This is a genomic window from Pseudomonas sp. G3-39, assembly GCF_054790485.1.
The window spans coordinates 1,526,531-1,549,905 of the sequence record NZ_CP186497.1 but is presented as its reverse complement, the minus strand read 5'-3'; the positions used below and the strand labels follow the sequence as shown (position 1 = coordinate 1,549,905).

Genomic DNA, 23,375 nt, shown 5'->3' with positions numbered 1-23,375 from the left:
CAACTGTGGGAGCGGGCTTGCTCGCGAAGGCGATAGTTCAGTCAGCGAACAATTCCGCTGACTCAACCTTCAGCGAATCCCCGCCAATAACGTCCGCGCCGTTTGCTTGAGGGGTTCATCCCCTTCCTTGAGCAACTCATTAAGCAAGGCAATCGCGCTGTCGATATCCCCATCATCAATGCAGGTCTGTGCCTGTTCGAGTTTCACTGACCCGACAGCAGGTTCCGGCTCCTGCAAGCTCAGCGGCTCCAGCGCCAGAGTGGACGGAGGATCGCCGAACGCATTGAGAAAGTCATCGTCCAGCGGCTGCGCGTCCGGTTCGGGGATCCACTCCAGCTCCGCCTCTTCGCTGGCCCCGGTTTCGGGTAACTCGAAGTCTGCTGGCAGGATCTCAAGTCCTGAGTTCGATGCAGACAGATCCGGGTGCTGCTCAGGTGCAGAGCGACTGCCCTCAAGATCCCAACTGGACGCCATCGACAGCTCACCCAGATTCAATTCGAAATCATCCTCGGGCGCCTGCGCCACCGCTGCGGCAGCGACCATCGGCACTGCCGGGGTTATCGGCGCAGCGCCGGTCAATTTTGGATGCCGTTCACGGATCGCGGCCAGTTGCTGAGGATCCACCCCGGCATCACGCAGGCGATGTTCCTGTTGTTCATAAGCAGCGCTGTCGCCCTGCCGCCCCAGCACTTCGAGCAATTGCACACCCAATTCGGTGCGCTCGGGCTCCTTGTCCATGGCATTGCGCAACAACCCGACCGCCTCACTCAAACGCCCATAAGCCAGATAGATCCCCACCGCCTCCAGCACATCGCCGGCCGCCGGTTCTTCACGGTGTTCGGTGGCTGCGCGGATGCTCGCCGATTGAGTGGCTGGCGGGTCTTCAGGATCTGCTTGCCGATCTGCCGGCAGAGCTGCCAGTGGCGCCGCGCCCTCAGCCAGTTGCCGGCGACGTCGTACGAACAACCCGGTACCCAATAATCCCAGCAGCATCAGCAAGCCACCGAGCAGCGGCCAGTTGAGGCCATCGTCGGCAGCTTCAGGCGCGGTGGTGACCGGCGCGGGTGTTGGCGGCGTAACGGCCGGTGCCGCTGGCTTTCGCAATTCGCTCAAACGCGTTTGCAGATCACTGACCTGCTTTTTGCCGTCGGCAATCTGCACATCTTGCGCCTGCAGTCTGGCGTTGAGTTCGTCCACGGTCTTCTGCAACTGCTGATTGAGCAACACGCTGGCCGCCAATTGCTCGGCCACGGCATCGTTGGCTGGCGCCGCCGGAGCGGGTGGCGCTGAAGGGGCGGCGTCGCGCTTGCCCTGAGCAGCCTGAGGCGCCGCCGTGGCAGGTTCGACGGTGGGAAATTCAGAAGATTGCGGACGTGGATCGGGCTCGTAGGTGGCCGGCACGATACTCGGCGATCCGGGTGGATCGATCAGCAGCGTGTACTCGCGCAGCAGGCGGCCATTGGGCTGATCGAGCTGCACCAGAAAATTCAGAAAAGGTTCATTGACCGGTTTGCGCGAGGTCACCCGGATCATCTGGCGATTGCCATGCAGGATCGGAGTGAACCTGAGGTCATTGAGGAAGAACACCCGCTCGACCCCGGCCCGGCCGAATTCATCCGCGGTGGCCAGGCTGGCCGAGAGGTCGCCGGCACTGAGGCCCGCGGCATCCACCAGGGCGATGTCGGCCTTGAGCGGCTGATTGAGGGCCGAATGGACGGTAATGTCCCCCAACCCCAGCGCCATCGACCAGGTCGAATAGCTGAATACACCAGCGACCAGCAGCCATCTGGCGCCACCGCGCAGTACAACGTGCCGACTTGCGAGCATGAGCATCCCTTAAATAAGCAAAACCGGTTTCTATGCGTTCGCACATCCGGTACGAACACGATATTGCCCAGTAGTTCTTATAGTCTGCTCTGCGCGATCCCTCAAAAAACCGGCGCGCGGTTTATGCCTCAAGATTTTTCCAGGTTGCCCAGAATGTGCCCGTGAACGCGCATGCACACCTTCAGATCCGCCTCGTCGACGCCTTCGAACAATTCGTGACGCAACTGTGTAGCGATGGTTTCGATTTGTTCGATCAGCGGCAGCGCCGGGGCGCAGAGCACGATTTTTTTCGCCCGGCGGTCTTCCATCACCGACTGACGTTGCACCAGGCCCTGGCTTTCCAGGCTGTCGAGCAAGCGCGCGAGGGTCGGCCCTTCGACACCGACGCTTTGCGCCAGCTCACGTTGGGTCGGCGCGTCTTCGAAACGCGCCAGATGCAGCAGCACCAGCCAGCGCGCCTGGGACAAGCCCAGACCGGCCAGCCGGCGATCCAGTTCGGCACGCCAGCCACGAGACATCTGGGCCAATTGCATGCCAAAGCGGTGTTGATCGGTTAACGGCATAAAACACTCATGAGTAGACTGACAAATAGAGAAAAACTAATTATTAGTCAGCTAAGCATGACATTTGGCTATAGGCAAGAGCCGACCTGTACTGAATCGTTACAACTGCCTGACGGTTGGCGCAATCGCCCTCTTACATTTCGAATTCCGATTGCAGCGCAGCCCTTACGCAGTAAAGAACGCCTTCCGGAACCCGACCGGCAAACAGCTCGGCCACTTCGGCGACCGACGGCAACTCGCCCTCGCCGTCGAGGAACGCGTCCTGCACTTCGCCCATCAGTTCTTCAGGCAAGTCGAGCGCCTGCTCCAGCGACAATTGCTGTTTGCCAATGGCCTCGGCGAGCATCGTGTAGACGTTCTTTTCCGAGCATTGCAACTGCCCGGCGATCTGCATCGGGGTCATGCCGGCGCGGGCCAGGGTGATCAGTTCGTGACGCACATCGGCCACCACTTTCGGCGCCTCGGCCTCGCCGCCGAGCACTTCGAGGAAGGCTTCGCCGTAACGTTCCAGCTTGCGCGCACCAACACCGCTGACCCGCGCCATGTCGGCCAGCGAGGTCGGCTGGCTACGGAGCATTTCCAGCAGGGTCGAGTCGGGGAAGATGACGTACGGCGGCACGCCATGCTCTTCGGCGAGTTTGCGCCGCAGTGCACGCAAGGCTTCCCACTGTTCGCGCTCTTCGCCACGCACCAGCTGACTGGCCGGACTCTTGCTGGCGGTCTTGGCGGTGACTTGCGGCTTGAGGTCGCGGCGCAGCTCCAGGCTCACTTCGCCCTTGAGCAATGGCCGGCAGGTATCGCTCAGGCGCAGGCCACCGTAGCCTTCATGATCGACGTCTGCCAGACCACGCGCCACCAGTTGCCGGAACAGTGAGCGCCACTCGCTCTCGCTCAGCGCCTTGCCGACGCCGTACACCGACAGGTGCTGATGGCCAAAGCTGCGGACCTTCTCGTTGTCCTTGCCCAGCAACACGTCCACCAGATGGCCGACGCCATAGCGCTGGCCGGTGCGATAGATCGCCGACAGTGCCTGGCGCGCCGGCTCGGTGGCGTCCCAGGTCTGCACGCCGTCGACGCAGTTGTCGCAGTGGCCGCACGGCTCGGGCATGTCTTCGTCGAAGTACGCCAGCAGGGTCTGCCGGCGGCAGCGGGTTTCTTCGCAGAGCGAGAGCATGGCGTCGAGCTTGTGCTGCTCCAGACGCTTGTGGCGCTCATCGCCTTCGGAGTTCTGCAGCATCTGCTTGAGCATCACCACGTCTTGCAGACCGTAGGCCATCCACGCGTCCGCCGGCAGGCCATCACGGCCGCCGCGACCGGTTTCCTGATAATAGGCCTCAAGGGATTTCGGCAGATCGAGGTGCGCGACGAAACGCACGTTGGGCTTGTCGATGCCCATACCGAACGCCACGGTGGCGACCATGATCAGGCCTTCCTCGTTGAGGAAGCGCTTCTGGTGATAGGCGCGCAAATCGTTGGGCAAACCGGCGTGATACGGCAGCGCCGGGAAGCCCTGCTCGCTGAGGAACGCGGCGACTTCCTCGACCTTCTTGCGCGACAGGCAGTAGACGATGCCGGCATCGCTGCGGCGTTCGGCAAGGAACGCCAGCAACTGCTTGCGCGGCTGCTCCTTGGGCACGATGCGGTAGAAGATGTTCGGGCGGTCGAAGCTCGACAGGAAACGCTCGGCGTTCTGCAAGTGCAGGCGGGTGACGATTTCTTCGCGGGTACGCTTGTCGGCGGTGGCAGTCAGGGCGATGCGCGGTACGTCGGGGAACATTTCCGCCAACTGGCCCAGTTGCAGGTATTCCGGGCGGAAATCATGGCCCCATTGCGACACGCAGTGCGCTTCGTCGATGGCGAACAGGGCGATGTTCAAGCCTTGCAGGAACGACAGCATGCGCGGCTGCACCAGACGCTCGGGCGCCAGATAGAGCATCTTCACTTCACCACGCTTGATCCGCGCCGCGAGGTCGCGCTGCTGTTCGGCGCTCAACGTGGAGTTCAGCGCCGCAGCGGCCACGCCCAGCTCTTCGAGGGTGGCGACCTGATCGTCCATCAGCGCGATCAACGGCGACACGACCACCGCCAGGCCTTCGCGCAGCAACGCCGGGACCTGGAAGCACAAGGACTTGCCGCCACCGGTAGGCATCAGCACCAGCGCATCACCGCCGCTGGCCACGCGCTCAATGATTGCACCCTGACGGCCACGGAAACTGTCGTAGCCGAAGATGTCCTTGAGGACGCGTTGAGCCTGTTCGAGCATAAAAACTCCAAAAATCTACCGAAACATCCCTGCACAGGCTGGTTCAGGACAGCCACATCTGCTTAAACAAAACGTAAGAGCGCATTGCCAGACCACCGCAATACGAGCAGGGAGCGCAAAACGCGGCAGTATACCCGAGCCCTCCCCGGCAGGGGGTGCCGCTGATAAGACTCCGCTAGCCGCCAACACGAAAACCCTGTGGGATATTCGTGTTGCCTGTAATTGCGGCAAATCTGCCGTGCGGCTGGCTTGAGCGCTCAAGAAGGCCTAGAATTCCCGCATTGTTTATTCCCCCAAGGTAGCCCCGTAATGTCCTTCGCTGAGCAACTAACCCGCCTGCAAGTCTTTCTCGACGCCGACGAGCTGCACGAAGAGGCGCTGGATTACGTGGCCGCCCACGGTTACCTGACCGCCCTGTCAATCTGTGCAGAAGACGTACCGGAGCGTGAGTGGATCGACGCCCTGTTCGCCGAAGAGCCGCATTACAGCAGCGAAGCCCAGCGCGAAGAAATCGAAGCCACCCTGATTGGTCTCAAGGCACACATCGCCCGCCAATTGGCGTCCGACGAAGAATTCGAACTGCCGTGTGACCTGGACCTGGGCGACGAGCCGGACGACTCTGAACTGCGCGGCTGGTGCATCGGCTTCATGGAAGGCGTATTCCTGCGTGAAGCGGCCTGGTTCGAAACCGCTGAAGAAGAAGTCAGCGAAATGCTCCTGCCGATCATGGTCGGTTCGGGCTTGTTCGACGAGCAGCCAGAGTTCGAAGACATCGCCAAGGACGCCAACCTGATGGACGACATGATCGTGCAGATCCCGGAAGCCCTGACCGCGCTGTACCTGCTGTGCCAGGCGCCAGACGAAAAACCGGCGATCCTCAAGCCACGTCACCACTAAGATCCGGCCTATGGACAACCCCATAGGCAACCGCTCCCTGATGTTGCGCTACTTCCTGCTGGCCGTCGGCTGGCTCAGCGTGGCATTGGGGGTGATCGGGATTTTCCTGCCGGTTCTGCCCACCACCCCTTTCCTTTTGCTGGCGGCCGCCTGTTTCGCCCGCAGCTCTCCGCGTTTCTATCAATGGCTGGTCGAGCACCCGAAGCTCGGGCCATGGATCCGCGACTACCTCGACGGCAACGGCATTCCGCTCAAGGGCAAGGTCTACGCGATCGGGCTGATGTGGGCGAGCATTCTGTTCTCGTGCTACCTGGTGCCACTGCCGTGGGCGCGGGGGTTCATGTTGACCAGTGCGGTGTTGGTGACGGTGTACATCCTTCGGCAAAAGACTTTGGATAAATCCTGAATACCGCCGCTCCCGCTACCTCTGCATTTATCCCCGATACAGCGCCTCAGGCCGTCTATTGCGTGTGTTTCGAGCCAGTTATCCAAGTGCCCTGCCACTGACCGCTCGTCGGACAAAACCTCCTACCTGTTATTTCTGACAGTTGGCAGCACTCGCCATATCAGGCCCAATCAATCAACGCCTTCCTCGCAGAGCCACCTGTCCTTCGCTGAGGTTTTTCGTCATGACGCACTTTCACTCCTTCCTGTTTCCACGCTTGCAGACTGAGATTCCGGGGCTGAAACTGCGTCCCTTGCGGATTTCGGCCATGATAGAGCCGATCGTCAATGGGGACGGCGGTATAAACTGCAAAACCTACTACCAGTTTCCCGACGGTTTGTTCTGCTCCGTCGATGCCTACGCCGAACCCATGCGCAAAGGTGACACGCTCGATATCTATTGGGGCAAGGACCACAAGATCTTTACCCGGGTTCTGCAGGACGACGAAGACGGCAGCAACCAACCGGTGTTTTTCTTCCTGCCTGTGACGAACATCCTTCCCGGCTGGGTCGACGAGGTCTACTACGTACTGACCCGCGCAGGCAGCACCAGCCCCGACGAGCCCGCCACGCCCTTGCGAATACTGGTGAAGCTGGATCTGCCAGGCGGCAAAGACGATAAGCCCCATTTGCCCGGACATGCAAAATTGCACATCGTGCAGCTGCCGCGTGACGTCATCGTTAACGGTGTGGATGCGGTTTGGGCAGCCAATGGTGTGCCGATGGTTATTCCTCGCTACCCGAACATCGCCGTGCGCGACGTTATCCAGGTGCAATGGGGCAATGCCTTCTTGCCACCTCATACCGTCAGCGCCGATGAAGCAGCCGGCACGGCACCTATCGAGATCACCGCACACAAGGACGATATTGTGGCCGGTGGCGACGGCAACGCGCAGGTGGTGCATTACGGGATCCATGACGAGGTATTCAACCACTCCGAGAAGTGGTCGCTGAGGACCCCAGTCAAAGTCATGTCCGGAATCCGGCAGCTGGATGAGCCGATTATCCAGGAGTCAGTCAACGGCATCATTGATCTCGACAAATTGAACAATCGCGATGTCAACGTGCATGTTCGCGCCTCCACCAGTGATTTCGAGGTGGGTGACACCGTCACCATGACCTGGGTAGGCACACCACCCACCGGTGCTCCGTTGCCCAACCGACAATCCCAGAGGGTGGAAAGCTTTCCCAGCATCCTCATGTTTCAGATTCCGAATGCGCAGGTCCGGGCGATTGCCATGGGAACCGCAGACGTATCGTATGTGCGCTACAAAAAGGACGATGGCTCTGCGCTCCCCTCCAGGCACGAACTCGCCAGGGTGGAAGGCTGGATCCCCGCGCCGGTCTTAACCGAAGCCGCGGGTAATACGGTGAGCGCCGATATCACATCGGCCACTGTGAACATTCAGTACCCGGGGATGACCACGGACGATATCGTCAACATGGCCTGGCTGGGCACCAAGGCCAATGGCATTCCCTACTTGTATGAGGCTCGGCACATCGTCAGCCCGCAGGACGTGGAAAATCATCTCGTGACCTTGTACGTGCCGGGAAAACATCTGCGGGTGCTGGAGAACGGTGCACTGAATCTGTTCTACCGCGTTTCCCGTGACGGGCCGCACTGGCGGGGCACGCATGAGTCCGGGCATCAGGAAATCAACGTGTTGCGATTCACCTGAGTCGCAGGTGTCAGGTCAACCCGCCGGCCCGGACAGCGGGTTGCCCGGCAGGCCAGCACAAAAAAACGCCCCGCAGGTGCGAGGCGTTTTCAGGTATTCACATCATGACGCGGCTTACCACGTCCAGCGCGCTCCGACAGTCAATTCATACGGCTTCTCGATGTACTTGCCATGGCTGTAGTCGTAACCGGCATACACCTGCAGGTCCTTGGTCAATGCCACTGCAACGCCTGCGCCCAGCACACCACGGGTGCCAGACAAGTCGTTGTTGAACTGATTATCAGCGTTGACCGTCACGCGGTTGTTATTGATGAACTCGTGCTGCACCGCAACGCGCACATAAGGCTGGGCGACCATGCCATTGCCCATGTTGAAGTTGCGGCCCACCGTGGTTCCCGCTTCACCCAGCACCGAGCGGCTGCGATCGCCGTCGGCCTGCATGTCATTGTCCAGGTCGAAGCTGCGCCCGCGAATCAGCGCAGTCGACAGTTTGCCGTACGGCCCGATGTAGTAGCCGTTGCCCAGGGTGATCTGACGCCCGAACTCCGCCGAGGCGCTTATGCCGGAGTTGTCATAACTGCCCTTGGCCCGCGTGCCATCGCTCATGCCGACTTTCGTATCGTTCTGAAAGCGGTTGAACTTGAGCAGCGCATCAAAGTAGTAACCGCTCTGCTTGTTCATCCAGGTCACGTAAGGGCCCAGATAGTAGCTGTCGACCGTACCCGAAGTCCCCTGTGCGACGTCCAGGTTGGTATGGCTGTAGCCGCCCATGATCCCGGCCACCCACAGACTGTCGCCCAGGTGCGTATCCGCCCCCAGAGAAAGTCCTTGCTGGGTCTGCTGATAACCCACGCCGGAAGCGGCGCTGATGTTGTACTTGTTGCCGTAGGTGCGCATCCACAGGCCGGTGTCACCCCCATTGAAACGCAACTCGCCCATGCGGCTGCGCAATGTTCCCGCCTCGGCATACAACAGCGTCACCGGAGCGTTGAACAGCGCCAGTACCGATTTCGCCCCGGGGCTGATGGTCTTGGTGGTCGGGTCGAGAAACCATTCCGTACCGCTCTCCCCCACTTCTCGCCGATCAAGTTTATAAGACCAGGTACCCAGATCGACATGCCCGCCTCTCAGGGCAAATTGCGCGTCGCCGGCGGCGGTGTGCACCAGGGTCAACTGCTGCGGGCTCAGCGCGTCCAGACCGGAAGCGGCCACCAGTAATCCGAATTGCCCGCTGGCAACGTCCGTGACATTGAGGAAGTCGTGCTGACCGGTGGCGAAATTGCCCTTCATTTCGACCGTACTGGAACCATCCGGAGAGCCGGTCAGCGTGCCGACGTTCAACTGGTAGAAGGTATCTGGCAAATCCTGCGCACCAAAGCGCACCGTCCCGCCATTCATGGCGAGTGTTTCTACAGTGTCAGCGCCTGTCAGGGTCCAGCTAGAACCGCTGTTGACGGTCACGCCGTTGACCTTGTCGAGACGGCCGGTCAGTTGCGAGTTGTTCTGCAGGGTGACGTTGGCGGTCGAACCGCTTTCGACCAGCACATCGCCCTTCATGTTGCCCTGATCGAAGGTGAGATTGGCGGTACTGTTGCCGGTGACGTTGACGTTGCCTTGCAGCGTGCTGTCGCGGACAGACATGCCCGCGGTGGAAGCGCCCTGCACCGTCAGCACGTTGCCGTTGCCCCCCGTCAGGGAAGACTGGTTCAACACCTCAAGGGTGGCATTGATGCCCTTGTCCACAAGAATCGCATCACCGGTGCGGCCTTCCACACTGGCGTTTTCGAGCCGCAGTGAATTGTTGCCCAGGCCCGAGGGATCCCTGCCCATAGTCACCCCGGTCTTGTCGCCGCTGATAACCGTGCTTGCGGAGGCGCGTACATCCCCCCCCAATATGTTCAGGCCGGTACTGTCAGCCCCTGTGCCCGTCACCTGACTGTTGATGAGCGTGAGCGTGCTCAAGCCGGTGACCTGAGCACCGATTTCCCCACCCTTGAATTGACTGTCGGTTGCAGTGACCGTAGAGCCCAGGGTCGAGCCGATAGACCGATTGACCGCCAGCCCCATAAAGTCGCTGGTCACGATGGCGCGAGTGAGATCACCCGTGCTGCCGGTTATGCGGATACCCACCAGCCCACTGTCGGCATTGACCGTTGCGCCGTTGATATTCAACGTTGATCCGGACGTGACAGACAGACTCTGGGTGGTGGCCCCCGCGATGTTCAGCACACTTGCGTTGCGTACCAGATAATCGCTCTGTGGTGTGCTTGCATCGATATTCAGCGTATTGCCGTTATCGACAATAACGGCGGCAAAAGAATGCCCGCCGGTAAAAAAAAATGCTGGCAGCACGACCAGCATTTTAAAGAGTCCTGCCGCAGCATTTTTTTGCAGCGAAACATGGTTTTTGTTCATGACGTGGCTTCCTGAATGTTCATCACCTCACATCTTTCAGAAGAAACGCCAAAAGACTGTAAGAGGCGCGAACAATACCTATCCGGGTCAAGCAAAAATGTAGGAGAAGTCCTAGATCCGGACGGAAAAGTCCTGTCCCGCTCGAGGAATGATCCGCCTGTTTCAGCAACCGTTTCAGCGAGGACACGGGAGGCGTAGCGGCCTCCCGTGTTTCCTTTGAAACGCATTGAATCAGGTAGGCAACGGGCAACTTCCGCCATCACCCGGATTGACCAGGTACACCCTGACCAAATGCTGTTTGGAGGTCGTCTCACGTCCGTTAATGACAGCCTTATATTTGACGCCACCCCACGCATTCAGAGTCGCGAGCAAGGGCGCGTATGGGATCTTCACAATGAAGCCGGACGCGGCCTCCTGATCTGTCGGTGTGTAGAACACCTCCTCGTCTGTCTCGGGTTTGGGGTTTGCACCGCCGTCGTCGGTATAACCCTGATAGGTGAATGTCAGCTCTTGATTCGCCAGTGCCAATTCCCCGCCCGGGACCCGCACCTCGACCACCACACCCTCGATGGGATCCAGGCGCAAGGCTTTGCAGTTCAGCCAGTCAGTATAATTGGGATCAAGGTGTAAAAATGCCGGATCAGGGACAGTGTCCTCTTGAATCTCCACATCCACCTCCTGAGGTTCTGAAATATCTACGTTGTCGTTCAGCGGATGACCGATGACGTAAGCCATCGGGTGCTTTGGATTACCATTACCTGCCGCCGCAATAACGTCCCACTTCACTTTCCACTCAAGCGATGTGGGGATAACGTCTGGAATCGTAACGAGGCCACCATCCTCCTCAGAAACAAGCTGGCCCGCATATTCAAGTTGAACGGTGTCATATTCCTTGGCGCCGCCATAGGTATTGACCGTAACAGTAACGTCCCCATCTTTGTCGGCTTCTCGCAACTCATTGGCAGGGCCTCCGGAATCACCCTGAACCGTCACCAACGCCAGATTTGGATTGGTCGGGTCTGGATTATTCGGATCAATCGGCAGACCGGGCTTTCGCATATCAACCTTAACTTCTTTGGAAATCGGAGTTGGCGGGTAATAGGTGCTGCCGCGTTTGATTTGGTACTCGGCGTCTACAGTTTTTTCACCAGGGTCGTCTTTGAACACGTCTTTGAATGAAATATCGACGTAAACCGGGAAACCGTTGATGGGCTTCGCCATCTGCGGAATGCCGTCGTAGGTCACCACCAACTCATCTCCCGGCAAGTAGTGGGTGTATTCGTCATAGATTCCCACGCCCAAAGGCGTTTGCGCATCCGCCAGATCGACCAGACCGTCCTTGTCAAGCAGCGGAATATCAAGGGGCAACAGCCCCTCGGGTGGATCTGTCAGAACGACCGTAACGGGGACTGGTGGAGAAAAAGTACTTGGGTTTCCCTTACGGTCGGTGACTCTGAAAAAAAGCGCGTGAGTACCTTCATCTTGCTTGAATACTTGTTCAGCGGTAAGTCTAAGCACGATCTCATTGATGGTATCAGTCCGGGTGACCGAATCGACAACCTCTGCCAACACTGTCGAGTCCCCATATAACAACTCTATAAAATCGCCAATCTTCATATCTCCATACTCAGGAATCTTAATGGCTACAAAATCATTGTCGTCCAGATATTTTTTGGTAATACCGTCATTTACTATTTCATCTGGAAGTCCAACCGGAAAAAACGGGTGCGGAGGAGTTCTATCAACATTGCACTCCAACGGTTCAGAGTTGCTCTCATTACCGCCTTGATCGATAAAGTATCCCAACTCATGTGTCCCCGGCCTATCGGTGTATCCGACAGGAAACGTCATTTCGATTTCAAGAATATCGGCGTCCAGCGGCGTCACATAATTGTATCGAGTAGAGACTATCGGACTTCCGTCAAACGTCAGATCAATGAAGCCCGGTGTCGGCTTCGTTTCGCCAGCCTCCGCAGGTCTCGGAACCAGACACTTGAAAAGCTTTCCCTGCTGGCTCAGCGGAATCTGATTGGTTTCATCATCCGACGTATCGCTTAGAAATGGGTTATCTGGATGCACTTTGATGACGGGTGCAGGTACTTTTGTAACAGCACGGCGAACTTTCAGATAATCGACCCGGCTTTGTTCAGCGGGCGTCAATGGTTGACGACTTGCCATTTTTCAGCTCCTTCAGAAACGGGCTTTATCTGCCCGGGATTTTGTCAAACAACGAACGCCCAAAACGCGGGCACAACACTCTCTGTCAGCCCCGAATAAATACTCGTGACTGTCCTGACTAAAACCGGCTAATGCACTTTAATGAATCAATTACCCGTTACGGTTCCGTACAGGTTTCATTAGTGGGTGAGCACACTGCACCACTGGGCATGGTTCTATTGATAATCACGAAATCTTTTTTTGAAACACCCTGCCCACCCGTAAACTTTTTCAAGGTGTAATGACATAACGCCGAACCCCGGTTTTGCATCGGCGCTATCAATCTTTCGTAATCGGTCACATGCACTTCAAAACCGTTTCTTGCCTGATCCGCACTCAAAGTGGTGAAGAACGGTTGCGCGGCCCCGGGAATGGGCGTGGTGCCATTCGGTCCCGCGCATCCCTGCCAGAACAACGTCACGATGTCCTTCTCGTCAAACGCCGGGTTGCCTTCAATCCTCACGCGCACCCGCTCCCAAAGACGCGGTTTCGCACAGCAGTCAAGCGTCCCTTCGATGCCAGCGTCAGGGAACGAAGGCTCTTGGAGACCTTCGATAATGATGATCGACACCTTGACGGGCGTGGATGGAGCCAACTGCCGGTTGATGCCATTGCTGGTGGTGTAATGGACCGGCAACGCCGGGTTCAGCCGGTCCTGGTCAATGACCGCCCATGGAATATTGAACGGCACTCTCTTGCCGGCAACGTCACCGGTCTGGACGATGTATTGCGCCACGGGCGTACTGATGCTCCCCCAATAAACTTCGATCGTGTGTCCTCGTTCAGGTGCGTCGAACAAGGTCAGGAAGCCGTCGGCGTCCTCGCCGAAATCTTCGGTAAGCAATGTGTTCAGCACCTTGGAGTTGGCGCCGTAGATCTCCAGCAAGGCAAGCTTGGGGTTCAACAACGCCGGCGCATTGGGGTGATCCTGGCCTGCCACCGTCAAGTTCACCGATACCAGGGTTTCCATTGATGGTTTGCTATCGACGCCCCCCGTGCGCACGCGGTAAGTGACACGAGCAGTCGCCGGACCCAGCCCCTTGGCTGTGAGCGCACTCCACGGCACAGGGATCACGCAAGGAAAGTTGGCCGGGTCGACATCCTGCGGCGGCAGAACAGTGCCATCCCAGTCCAGCAGTACCTGATCGCCGCTCAACGGATTGTCATAGGCATCGATTTCGACCGTCACCGCCCCTTGATTGACCGCCCCCTCCCGGGCGTGCTGACGATCGATCAAGCCTCTGTCCGACAGGGGAATGCGCGGAGGCTTGTGAATGGGTGCCCCCGGGGTCAGATCGACGAACACAGGCAGCAACCGCGAGCGCGGTCCCCGGTTTCCGGCCCAGTCGCGCAAGCGATAATAGATGTATCGCTGCCCATGACCACGCAGGCGAATTTCGTCTGCGTAGACGGTGATGATGAGTTGGTCGTTATCGATATCAAACTGACTGAACGCCTGCTCGCGGATTTCGGTTTCGAAGCCCGGTGGCGTGTCGGTGTCCGTCCAGTAATAAATCGCCCGGTCACGGGCCTTCACGTCCAGATAGAGGCGTACTTTGAAACGAACCTGACCGTGCTCGTCCAAATAGTCATCGGTGATGTCGCCCTCAAGATCCAGCAGCTCCAGCATCGCCGGTTCCTGGCCGTCATCCGGCGGCACTCTATCGACGGTGATGGTTTTTTTCAGCGATTCCGCTGCGTTGCCACCAATCACGAGCTTGTACGACAGGTCGTAAACGCCAGCTTCCAGGTCCCTTTGAGGCACCGAAACAATCTTGTCACCCGGATCAATGGGAATATCGAACGGGAACACCCCCGCCGTGTCGTCATCAAAGGGAAGCCCCCGTCGCCTGAAGCCCACCAACACGACGTCTTTTGCGAATTCCGGCTCTGTCGAGAAATCCCACGCCGGAATCGTGATTTTCAAATCGCGATTCAATACATCGCGAGGTAATAGCCCGTCCGGGCTCTCATTTCCCTCTTCGTCTTTCAGGATATCCGGAACAATCGGTTCTGGAATAACCACAAGACTTGGTTCGTCATCGCCGCGTGCATGTTGCGGATCCATCGACGACTCTTCTGGGGGCACCATTGCGAAACTCCACGGCAATTGAGCGGACAGTGTTCTCGCGCAGGGCAGTCGTGAAGATAAAACGGGCCGTTGACTGACGATGGCGTGGAACGTTTGTGACCCAATTAGATGCCTGCCGGAAAAAGCTGACTACTGTCAGAAATACTAGGTTTGCTTACCGTTTGTCGGGAAGCCGATGGAAACGACTGAACAGTCAGCTCAGCGTGAGGCTGCATTTTTGTTGAGCTGAATGGGGGGTGAAGTCGCCGCGCGACCCAGCGAGAGCAGACTCCCTCGCCATAGGTTGGGGTTCACCGCAGAGTCGACTACCCTGCGGCAGCGCCTACGGGGAAGTCGTTTCAGGCACGCAAAACCCGCCCCCCGACCGTTCATCGCAAATACGTCCTTACCTGTAATTTCTGACAGTAGCCAACGCTCGCCCCCTGCCCCTAAATAACTTCCAGCGTCTTCTTTGCCTCCCCACGACTCTGGAGTCTTCAGCATGCTTATTCAGCCCCCTCGCCTCCCGGCCCCAAAGTCTCTGCGGCAACTGGAAATACCCGACCGTACGCAGCCGGCCCTGGAGGGGGGGGTGTGGGGGATCAATATTGCCGCCGCGCAGTTGCTGGCGCCCGACAAGGGGCTGAAAGTCTATTGTCCACCCTGGGACCGTATGGGTTTAGGTGACCACATCGAGCTGCTGCTCGACGGTATTCAGGTCGACCAGAACACCCTCGTCAAGCCAGAGGATGTCGGCGAGCGTGTCACCCTGTATGTCCCGCCCCAGCGCTTCGTGACCGGGACCTATACGCTGCAATATCGGGTCAAGGTATTCCAACAGACTCCGGAAACTTCGCTGCCTCCGGTCGATATCTTCGTCAAACTCGACCGGCCCGGCGGCAAGGATGAAAACGGCAGTGCCCCGGGGCATTCCGAGCTGTACATGTACATCGATCCGCGGATCATCAACGATGGCGTGGACAAGGAAACCGCCGAAACCGGCCTCGACATCATCATCCAGGCCAAACCCGGCAGCAGCAGCCTGTTGCCCTACCCCAACATGGCCGTGGGTGACCGCTGCAAATTGACCTGGGGTGGCTGGTTTGTGTATTCGCCACGGGTGACCCAGGATCACATCGATGACCCGCAAGGCCATCCACTGATCATCCATGTCGACAAGGCCACCATCCTCGCCGCCGGCGATACCGATAGCCTGGCCGTAGCCTTTGAAGTACACGACATTGTCGACAATCGCTCCGAAGACTGGTGCGCCGCAGTAGGGATTGCCGTCGATACCGGCAACACGCGCCTGTCGCCTCCCATGGTCAAAGAGGCCCTCAATAGCGTTGTGGACATGGACAAACTGGGGGATGCGCCGCTGACCTTGCAGGTATTGGTCGACGCACCCGACTTCCGGATCGGTGATGTGATCATCGGCCTGGGCAAGGGCACCACGCTGGACGGCGAACCGATCAGCGTTGAAGTCCGCGGCGAGCCGCTCATCAGCGTGGGCAACATCTACGAATTGGCCCTGCCAAGCGCCGACATACGTTTGCTGGCCAAAACCCAGGCCGTGTTCAGTTATCGCGTGGAACGCAGCGGGTCTGATGATCGCGCCTCCAAGGGGCGCTTCGTCCGTATCATCGGAGCAACCCGACGCCTGCTCGCGCCGATTGCCGTGGATGCGCAACAAGGGGCACTCGACCCTGATCGGGTGTACACCACCGCCGTCATCCCCTTTGACCCGATGATGCAGGTGGGCATGGTCATCGTTCTGCGCTGGGTCGGCACCCGCCAGGATTTCGGCGTCTACGACCCGGAACTGGACTGGCACACCCTTAGCAAGGGCGATATCGACGACAAAGAACCGATCCCGATCATCGTCGAAGGCAAACACCTCAAAGCCATCGAGGGCGGTACGCTGGATTTGTTCTACGTGCTGATGGCCGAGGGCAGCGATGGAGGCATCATTCGGCGCGAGTCACTGCACCATGCTCTGTTGCGGGTGGGTGAACCGCTGCTGGAACTGGTCGCGCCCATCGTCCTCGGTGAGGCCGGCGGAACACTCGAACCCGACGACCTGCCCGGCGGTTCGAGCAAACTGACCGCCCCGGCTGCCGCCGAACCCACCAAAGCGGGTGACAAGGTCACCTATACCTGGCGCGGTTCGAAAACCGGCAAGACCAGCGACTCGGTGCCGATCAATTCGCTCAATGCCGGTAGAGCCATCGATTTCACCCTGAACCCGACCTTCGTCCAGACCCACATCGAACCCAATCGCGGCGGCACTGTGGACGCGATGTATGAAATCCTCAGGGTGGCGGCAGGCGCCACGCCGGAACGTATCAGCTACTCGCGGACGTTGAATTTCACTGTCGGCGAAGCCGTGGTGCTGACCCGGCCGAAGGTTCAGCAGGCCGAGGCCGATGGCACTAGCTTGCAGCCGATCAAGGCCGTGGAAGCCCTGACCGTCAACATCGATTCGCAAGACTTGCTGCTCAGCGATCTGCTCAGCGTGACCTGGACCGGCGCACCCGGCACTGCCGCCGGCGGCTCGCACACCACCCCGGCAAGACCCATCAGTGAAACCACACTGACAATCGAACTGCCGGTCACCGTGCTGGCATTCAACCTGGGCAAAACCGTCACCGTGACGTACACCGTCACCCGCAACGGTGCGCCCCGGACCTCGTTGCCGCTGTTGTTGAATGTCGGCACTCTGCCGGACTCAAGCTTGATCCTGCCGGTGATCATGGACGCCGACGATGACGGCGAGGGCCAGGAGTTCAACGTAGGGAATCTGACCAGCAATGCCACCTATCGCATGGGCGTCTGGCCGTTGATTGCCACAGGCCAATATGTCTGGCTGCGTCTGAAAGGGACGAACGCTGATGGCAGCGACTACAACCTGCAGATTCATACGGCACCAGGCTCAATGGTCAGCGACAAGTGGCTCGAACAAGGTTATTACGAGCGGAGCATCGCCTTTGCAGGCTTGAGAAACCTTAAGGATGGCAGCCCGCTGACCATGGAATTCAAGGCCGCGTTCGGCAAGAGCACGGATGAGAGCGAGGCGGTGCCCTTCCCCGTGCGTACTTACACGATCAAAGCGTTTGAGGATGTGCGACCAGAAATTACCGAATCGAAAGACTCCAAAGGGAATGAGATTGCCAAAGGCGGATTCACCGTTGATACCCAGATCACGTTGTCAGGGGCCGGGGCCAAAGGTCAGAAAGTCCAGATCAAGGATGGCACCACCGTCAAAGGTGAAGCCACGGTTAACCTGACGACCGGCCTGTGGGAACTGACCCTGACAGGCTTGAGCGTGGCCGCTCACAGCTTCACCGCCATCGCGCTGTATGGCAGTGGGCAAGTGTCCGCGGCGTGGACGTTGACGGTGACGGCCAGTAACCCACCGACCATCACCAAGGCCATCGACTCCAAAGGGAATGAGATTGCCAAAGGCGGATTCACCGTCGATACCCAGATCACGTTGTCAGGGGCCGGGGCCAAAGGTCAGAAAGTCCAGATCAAGGATGGCACCACCGTCAAAGGTGAAGCCACGGTTAACCTGACGACCGGCCTGTGGGAACTGACCCTGACAGGCTTGAGCGTGGCCGCTCACAGCTTCACCGCCATCGCGCTGTATGGCAGTGGGCAGGTGTCCGCGGCGTGGACGTTGACGGTGACGGCCAGTAACCCACCGACCATCACCAAGGCCATCGACTCCAAAGGGAATGAGATTGCCAAAGGCGGATTCACCGTTGATACCCAGATCACGTTGTCAGGGGCCGGGGCCAAAGGTCAGAAAGTCCAGATCAAGGACGGCACCACCGTCAAAGGTGAAGCGACGGTTAACCTGACGACCGGCCTGTGGGAACTGACCCTGACAGGCTTGAGCGTGGCCGCTCACAGCTTCACCGCCATCGCGCTGTATGGCAGTGGGCAAGTGTCCGCGGCGTGGACGTTGACGGTGACGGCCAGTAACCCACCGACCATCACCAAGGCCATCGACTCCAAAGGGAATGAGATTGCCAAAGGCGGATTCACCGTTGATACCCAGATCAAGTTGTCAGGGGCCGGGGCCAAAGGCCAGAAAGTCCAGATCAAGGATGGCACCACCGTTAAAGGTGAAGCGACGGTTAACCTGACGACCGGCCTGTGGGAACTGACCCTGACAAGCTTGAGCGTGGCCGCTCACAGCTTCACCGCCATCGCGCTGTATGGCAGTGGGCAGGTATCCGCGGCGTGGACATTGACGGTGACGGCCAGTAACCCACCGACCATCACCAAGGCCATCGACTCCAAAGGGAATGAGATTGCCAAAGGCGGATTCACCGTTGATACCCAGATCACGTTGTCAGGGGCCGGGGCCAAAGGTCAGAAAGTCCAGATCAAGGATGGCACCACCGTCAAAGGTGAAGCCACGGTTAACCTGACGACCGGCCTGTGGGAACTGACCCTGACAGGCTTGAGCGTGGCCGCTCACAGCTTCACCGCCATCGCGCTGTATGGCAGTGGGCAGGTGTCCGCGGCGTGGACGTTGACGGTGACGGCCAGTAACCCACCGACCATCACCAAGGCCATCGACTCCAAAGGGAATGAGATTGCCAAAGGCGGATTCACCGTTGATACCCAGATCACGTTGTCAGGGGCCGGGGCCAAAGGTCAGAAAGTCCAGATCAAGGATGGCACCACCGTCAAAGGTGAAGCCACGGTTAACCTGACGACCGGCCTGTGGGAACTGACCCTGACAGGCTTGAGCGTGGCCGCTCACAGCTTCACCGCCATCGCGCTGTATGGCAGTGGGCAGGTGTCCGCGGCGTGGACGTTGACGGTGACGGCCAATAACCCACCGACCATCACCAAGACCATCGACTCCAAAGGGAATGAGATTGCCAAAGGCGGATTCACCGTTGATACCCAGATCACGTTGTCAGGGGCCGGGGCCAAAGGTCAGAAAGTCCAGATCAAGGATGGCACCACCGTCAAAGGTGAAGCCACGGTTAACCTGACGACCGGCCTGTGGGAACTGACCCTGACAGGCTTGAGCGTGGCCGCTCACAGCTTCACCGCCATCGCGCTGTATGGCAGTGGTCAGGTGTCCGCGGCGTGGACGTTGACGGTGACGGCCAGTAACCCACCGACCATCACCAAGGCCATCGACTCCAAAGGGAATGAGATTGCCAAAGGCGGATTCACCGTTGATACCCAGATCACGTTGTCAGGGGCCGGGGCCAAAGGTCAGAAAGTCCAGATCAAGGATGGCACCACCGTCAAAGGTGAAGCCACGGTTAACCTGACGACCGGCCTGTGGGAACTGACCCTGACAGGCTTGAGCGTGGCCGCTCACAGCTTCACCGCCATCGCGCTGTATGGCAGTGGGCAGGTGTCCGCGGCGTGGACGTTGACGGTGACGGCCAATAACCCACCGACCATCACCAAGACCATCGACTCCAAAGGGAATGAGATTGCCAAAGGCGGATTCACCGTTGATACCCAGATCACGTTGTCAGGGGCCGGGGCCAAAGGTCAGAAAGTCCAGATCAAGGATGGCACCACCGTCAAAGGTGAAGCCACGGTTAACCTGACGACCGGCCTGTGGGAACTGACCCTGACAGGCTTGAGCGTGGCCGCTCACAGCTTCACCGCCATCGCGCTGTATGGCAGTGGTCAGGTGTCCGCGGCGTGGACGTTGACGGTGACGGCCAGTAACCCACCGACCATCACCAAGGCCATCGACTCCAAAGGGAATGAGATTGCCAAAGGCGGATTCACCGTTGATACCCAGATCACGTTGTCAGGGGCCGGGGCCAAAGGTCAGAAAGTCCAGATCAAGGATGGCACCACCGTCAAAGGTGAAGCCACGGTTAACCTGACGACCGGCCTGTGGGAACTGACCCTGACAGGCTTGAGCGTGGCCGCTCACAGCTTCACCGCCATCGCGCTGTATGGCAGTGGGCAGGTGTCCGCGGCGTGGACGTTGACGGTGACGGCCAATACCGCACTGACCATCACCTCAGTAAAAGATCAGAGCAACTGGAACATTCCCGATAACGGTCATACCGTGCACACCAGCGTCACGCTCACTGGCTCCGCGCCTGATGGCCAGAAGGTGGAAGTTTTCCTCGGTGCAATCTCCAAAGGCATCGCGGAAGCTGGCCCCGACAGAACCTGGACCCGTACCGTGAGCGGGTTATCGCTGGACGTACTGCACACCTTAAAGGCCGTTGGCCAATACGCGAACAATCCGACATCGAACCTTTGGCGTTTGACGGCGTTGAATGGCGTGAGGCCGGCCATCACCGCCGCGCAGGATTCCAACGGGCAGCCAATCAGCAATGGTGGAAGTACTCCTGACACCCGTATCCGCCTGACGGGGACGGCGAACACCTTTCTTGAGGTGGAGATTTACGACGGAGCCACCTCCACTGGCAAAAAGGCCAGGGCCGATGAGAAAGGTATATGGACGGTAGAGCTGACCGGGCTGACACGTACGAAGCATGTGTTCAAAGCCAAGGCGTTGTATGGCAGCGGGACGGAGTCGGGAGAGTGGATAGTGGACGTGGTCGATCTCATTGACTTCGTCGAAGACTTTAAGTCATATCCACATGAAGTACCTATCGAAAACACTGGTGCATCTCTCGAGGGGACGCGCACCAAAGTAACGATTATCACAAGTACCGGGAATGGGCAAAGGAGACATTTAGTCCAGTCTAACGATGATCCGATTTATGCTCTAGTGAGTGTTCTGTTTGCCTATAGTACCCAGAGCTTATTGGCGTACTCCTTAGCACTAAACCAAGGCGGCGTTAAGAGCGCGACAATCAAATGCATTCTTGACACCGCATATCCGATACGCGTCCAGCTTGAACTCTTACAAGGCAATTTTGTGGTGGGCTCAATATTACTCTACGACGGCCCCGGCAATGGCGCTGGTATTATAATTGATAGAGAGGTCGCCCCATCCAGCGGTCAAGCGTTCAATACAATCAAATTTGTGATGACGTCTGGAGAATCAAACGGAGCTGTGATGCGTATACTTCTAAGTTCGGTCTCTTTCAAAAGTTAAAAACTTCTGTTGCCTTTAACGCGGCAGTGAAGGAAATCACCCTCCAAGAGTATCATTGACACGAAAACTTGTAATCCACGTTAAGCGCCTCTCCTAGGTGGGGAGGTGCTTAGCACTTGCTACTAAATGATGGTGTGTTTTCGATGAACTGAAGTAGACACAGGAGGTTATTGGCAGGGATAACGCTTTCCCACGAAAGTTTTACCCCGATCAATTGATCCGAGCACAGCCTTATCGGAATTTTTATCTTCATCACTCAAAATATATGCAGGCCAATTCTTGGACCGCAAAAAAAACAATCAGGAACGCAATTAACGCTCACGACTATCAGTATCCTGACGGCATGCACCTTGACTTTTCGCCTAGCTCTCCCGCCTTAAAAAACAACACTTTAAATTATGCTGTGAAGTTCAAGCTGTCACTCGACTTCGCTAAGTTTGGAGGGATAAAGAAATGCATTTATTTAATGAAAATCGCGAACAGGCTCACGCCTACAAGTGATCTTTGAAGGGCACACAAGCTGTGACCAACGCAGATCCACTGTAGGAGTGAGCCTGCTCGCGATGAGGCCATTACTGCTGTCGGCTATTCCTTTGGCACAACGTTATCCAGCGCCTGATTCACCGCCAACTCCCCTAGCATCACCACCTGTGCAATGCCCAACACCGTATTACGGCTCGACCCCTCCAGCGTGCCGGCGAAATCACCGAGCATGACAGTAGCCGAGGCCAGGGATTCGCAGGCGTTGGCCAGCAGGGATTCGGTGTCGGTTTGTGGATTGACGAGGAACATGCTGCTGGGGGTGTATGGCGTTGCCATGATTTGCGCGGGCGCGAGGTAGTGGTCGAGAGCGCGTTCGGCGGCTTCGTGGAGTTTTCTGGAGTTGAGGGATTCGTAGGGTGATAGCGGGTCTGTGATTGGCGGATTGGGCTTGATTTCGGACATCAGTTGGAACTCCGATCGAGGCACTTTGGAAGAATGACTTCGTGTAGGAGCTGCCGAAGGCTGCGATCTTTTGATCTTGTTTTTTAAAAGCAACATCAAAAGATCGCAGCCTTCGGCAGCTCCTACAGGGGGACCGGGTGATTAGTTCGGCACGCGGCGGCCGTCCAGTACCCGGTTGACCATCAGTTCACTGAGCATGATCACCTGATGCAGCATCAGCATGGCCCGGCGCTGTGGGTTGTCGACGGTGTCGCCGATCTCGCGGGCCATGTCGCTGGCGGCGGCCAGGGATTCGCAGGCTTCGACGAGCAAGGTTTCTTCGTCCACGGTGGGGTCGATGAGGAAGATTCTGTTCGCCTTGCATGACGAGGTTGAAGGGATCGAGATCTTCAGGGCGCCGGGGTTGAGGTAGAAGTTGATGGCGCGGTCGGTTGCCGCTTTTATCTTCTGCGGGTCGAGGGCCGGGTCGTACGGGATCGAGGTATCCGGGGGGTTGGGCGTGGCTTTGAACATAGGTGACTCGCTGTTTTGAATAAGTGAGGAGCCATCACTCTCGCTACCAAACGAAGGGTGGCGGCCATTTGTGGGTTGGTAGACCGGTCAAAACAGTAAACCCGGCGCTCCCGAAAGAGCCCCACGCATGGCCACCATAAAGCAGAGTCCCAAAAAACGGACCTGTAATGTGGCGCACGACTGTAATGAAACGGGCTACCAAACCCGATCACTGATTTTCAGTGACAGGGAAACGATATAGCCCGCCCCATAGCCGTGTAAGCCGGCGGATTCTGGCGTACGCGTAGGTAACGGCGCAAGGCGTTGTAGCCGGTATGGCGTAACGGTTCGTGTACTTTAAACGTGGTTGCGGGGTTATGTTTATGTGCGGCGTTTGCTCTGTTGTTTTGATTTTGTCTGGCAGGCCGCTTTCGCGAGCAAGCCCGCTCCCACAGTTGGAATGAGTGCATTCAGGTGGGAGGTTGGTCGG

General features: G+C 58.1%; 12 protein-coding genes. 4 read left to right on the top strand and 8 right to left on the bottom strand.

Annotated features, from left to right (window positions below):
* Window positions 1–69: 69 nt before the first annotated feature.
* The 3 genes from ACOYXG_RS06960 to recQ all read right to left on the bottom strand — a co-directional run bounded on the left by ACOYXG_RS06960 (window position 70) and on the right by recQ (window position 4,653).
* Window positions 70–1,827, bottom strand: a complete 1,758-nt coding sequence (locus tag ACOYXG_RS06960; RefSeq protein ID WP_460356690.1) for a FimV/HubP family polar landmark protein — start codon at window positions 1,825–1,827, stop codon at window positions 70–72.
* Between the two features lie 128 nt (window positions 1,828–1,955).
* Window positions 1,956–2,390, bottom strand: coding sequence for a MarR family transcriptional regulator (locus ACOYXG_RS06955; RefSeq protein WP_027613988.1), 435 nt, complete (start codon window positions 2,388–2,390; stop codon window positions 1,956–1,958).
* 133 nt (window positions 2,391–2,523) lie between these two features.
* On the bottom strand, window positions 2,524–4,653 hold the full coding sequence (gene recQ, locus ACOYXG_RS06950) for a DNA helicase RecQ (RefSeq protein ID WP_097090179.1): 2,130 nt from the start codon (window positions 4,651–4,653) through the stop codon (window positions 2,524–2,526).
* Window positions 4,654–4,962: 309 nt separating this feature from the next.
* Here recQ and ACOYXG_RS06945 point away from each other — a divergent pair, with 309 nt between their 5' ends.
* The 3 genes from ACOYXG_RS06945 to ACOYXG_RS06935 all read left to right on the top strand — a co-directional run bounded on the left by ACOYXG_RS06945 (window position 4,963) and on the right by ACOYXG_RS06935 (window position 7,673).
* A complete protein-coding gene (locus ACOYXG_RS06945) occupies window positions 4,963–5,550 on the top strand; it encodes a UPF0149 family protein (protein ID WP_007962155.1) in 588 nt (195 codons plus the stop codon).
* Window positions 5,551–5,560: 10 nt separating this feature from the next.
* A complete protein-coding gene (locus ACOYXG_RS06940; protein WP_098967773.1) occupies window positions 5,561–5,956 on the top strand; it encodes a YbaN family protein in 396 nt (131 codons plus the stop codon).
* A 223-nt stretch (window positions 5,957–6,179) separates the two neighbouring features.
* A complete protein-coding gene (locus ACOYXG_RS06935) occupies window positions 6,180–7,673 on the top strand; it encodes a hypothetical protein (protein ID WP_460356684.1) in 1,494 nt (497 codons plus the stop codon).
* 114 nt (window positions 7,674–7,787) lie between these two features.
* On the opposite strand, the gene ACOYXG_RS06930 is transcribed toward ACOYXG_RS06935, so the two are convergent.
* The 3 genes from ACOYXG_RS06930 to ACOYXG_RS06920 form a co-directional block, all read right to left on the bottom strand.
* Window positions 7,788–10,034, bottom strand: a complete 2,247-nt coding sequence (locus ACOYXG_RS06930) for an autotransporter outer membrane beta-barrel domain-containing protein (protein ID WP_460356683.1) — start codon at window positions 10,032–10,034, stop codon at window positions 7,788–7,790.
* Window positions 10,035–10,319: 285 nt separating this feature from the next.
* Complete coding sequence (locus tag ACOYXG_RS06925) at window positions 10,320–12,266, bottom strand: hypothetical protein (RefSeq protein ID WP_460356680.1); 1,947 nt, start codon at window positions 12,264–12,266, stop codon at window positions 10,320–10,322.
* Between the two features lie 157 nt (window positions 12,267–12,423).
* Window positions 12,424–14,373, bottom strand: coding sequence for a hypothetical protein (locus ACOYXG_RS06920; RefSeq protein WP_460356677.1), 1,950 nt, complete (start codon window positions 14,371–14,373; stop codon window positions 12,424–12,426).
* 595 nt (window positions 14,374–14,968) lie between these two features.
* Between ACOYXG_RS06920 and ACOYXG_RS06915 the strand changes: the two genes are divergently transcribed.
* Window positions 14,969–21,448 carry a beta strand repeat-containing protein gene (locus ACOYXG_RS06915; protein ID WP_460356674.1) on the top strand — a complete coding sequence of 2,160 codons (6,480 nt, stop codon included), beginning with the start codon at window positions 14,969–14,971 and terminating at the stop codon, window positions 21,446–21,448.
* A 585-nt stretch (window positions 21,449–22,033) separates the two neighbouring features.
* On the opposite strand, the gene ACOYXG_RS06910 is transcribed toward ACOYXG_RS06915, so the two are convergent.
* Both ACOYXG_RS06910 and ACOYXG_RS06905 read right to left on the bottom strand, forming a co-directional pair.
* Window positions 22,034–22,393, bottom strand: a complete 360-nt coding sequence (locus tag ACOYXG_RS06910; RefSeq protein WP_460356671.1) for a DUF6124 family protein — start codon at window positions 22,391–22,393, stop codon at window positions 22,034–22,036.
* Window positions 22,394–22,534: 141 nt separating this feature from the next.
* Window positions 22,535–22,906, bottom strand: a complete 372-nt coding sequence (locus ACOYXG_RS06905; protein ID WP_460356668.1) for a DUF6124 family protein — start codon at window positions 22,904–22,906, stop codon at window positions 22,535–22,537.
* Window positions 22,907–23,375 lie beyond the last annotated feature (469 nt).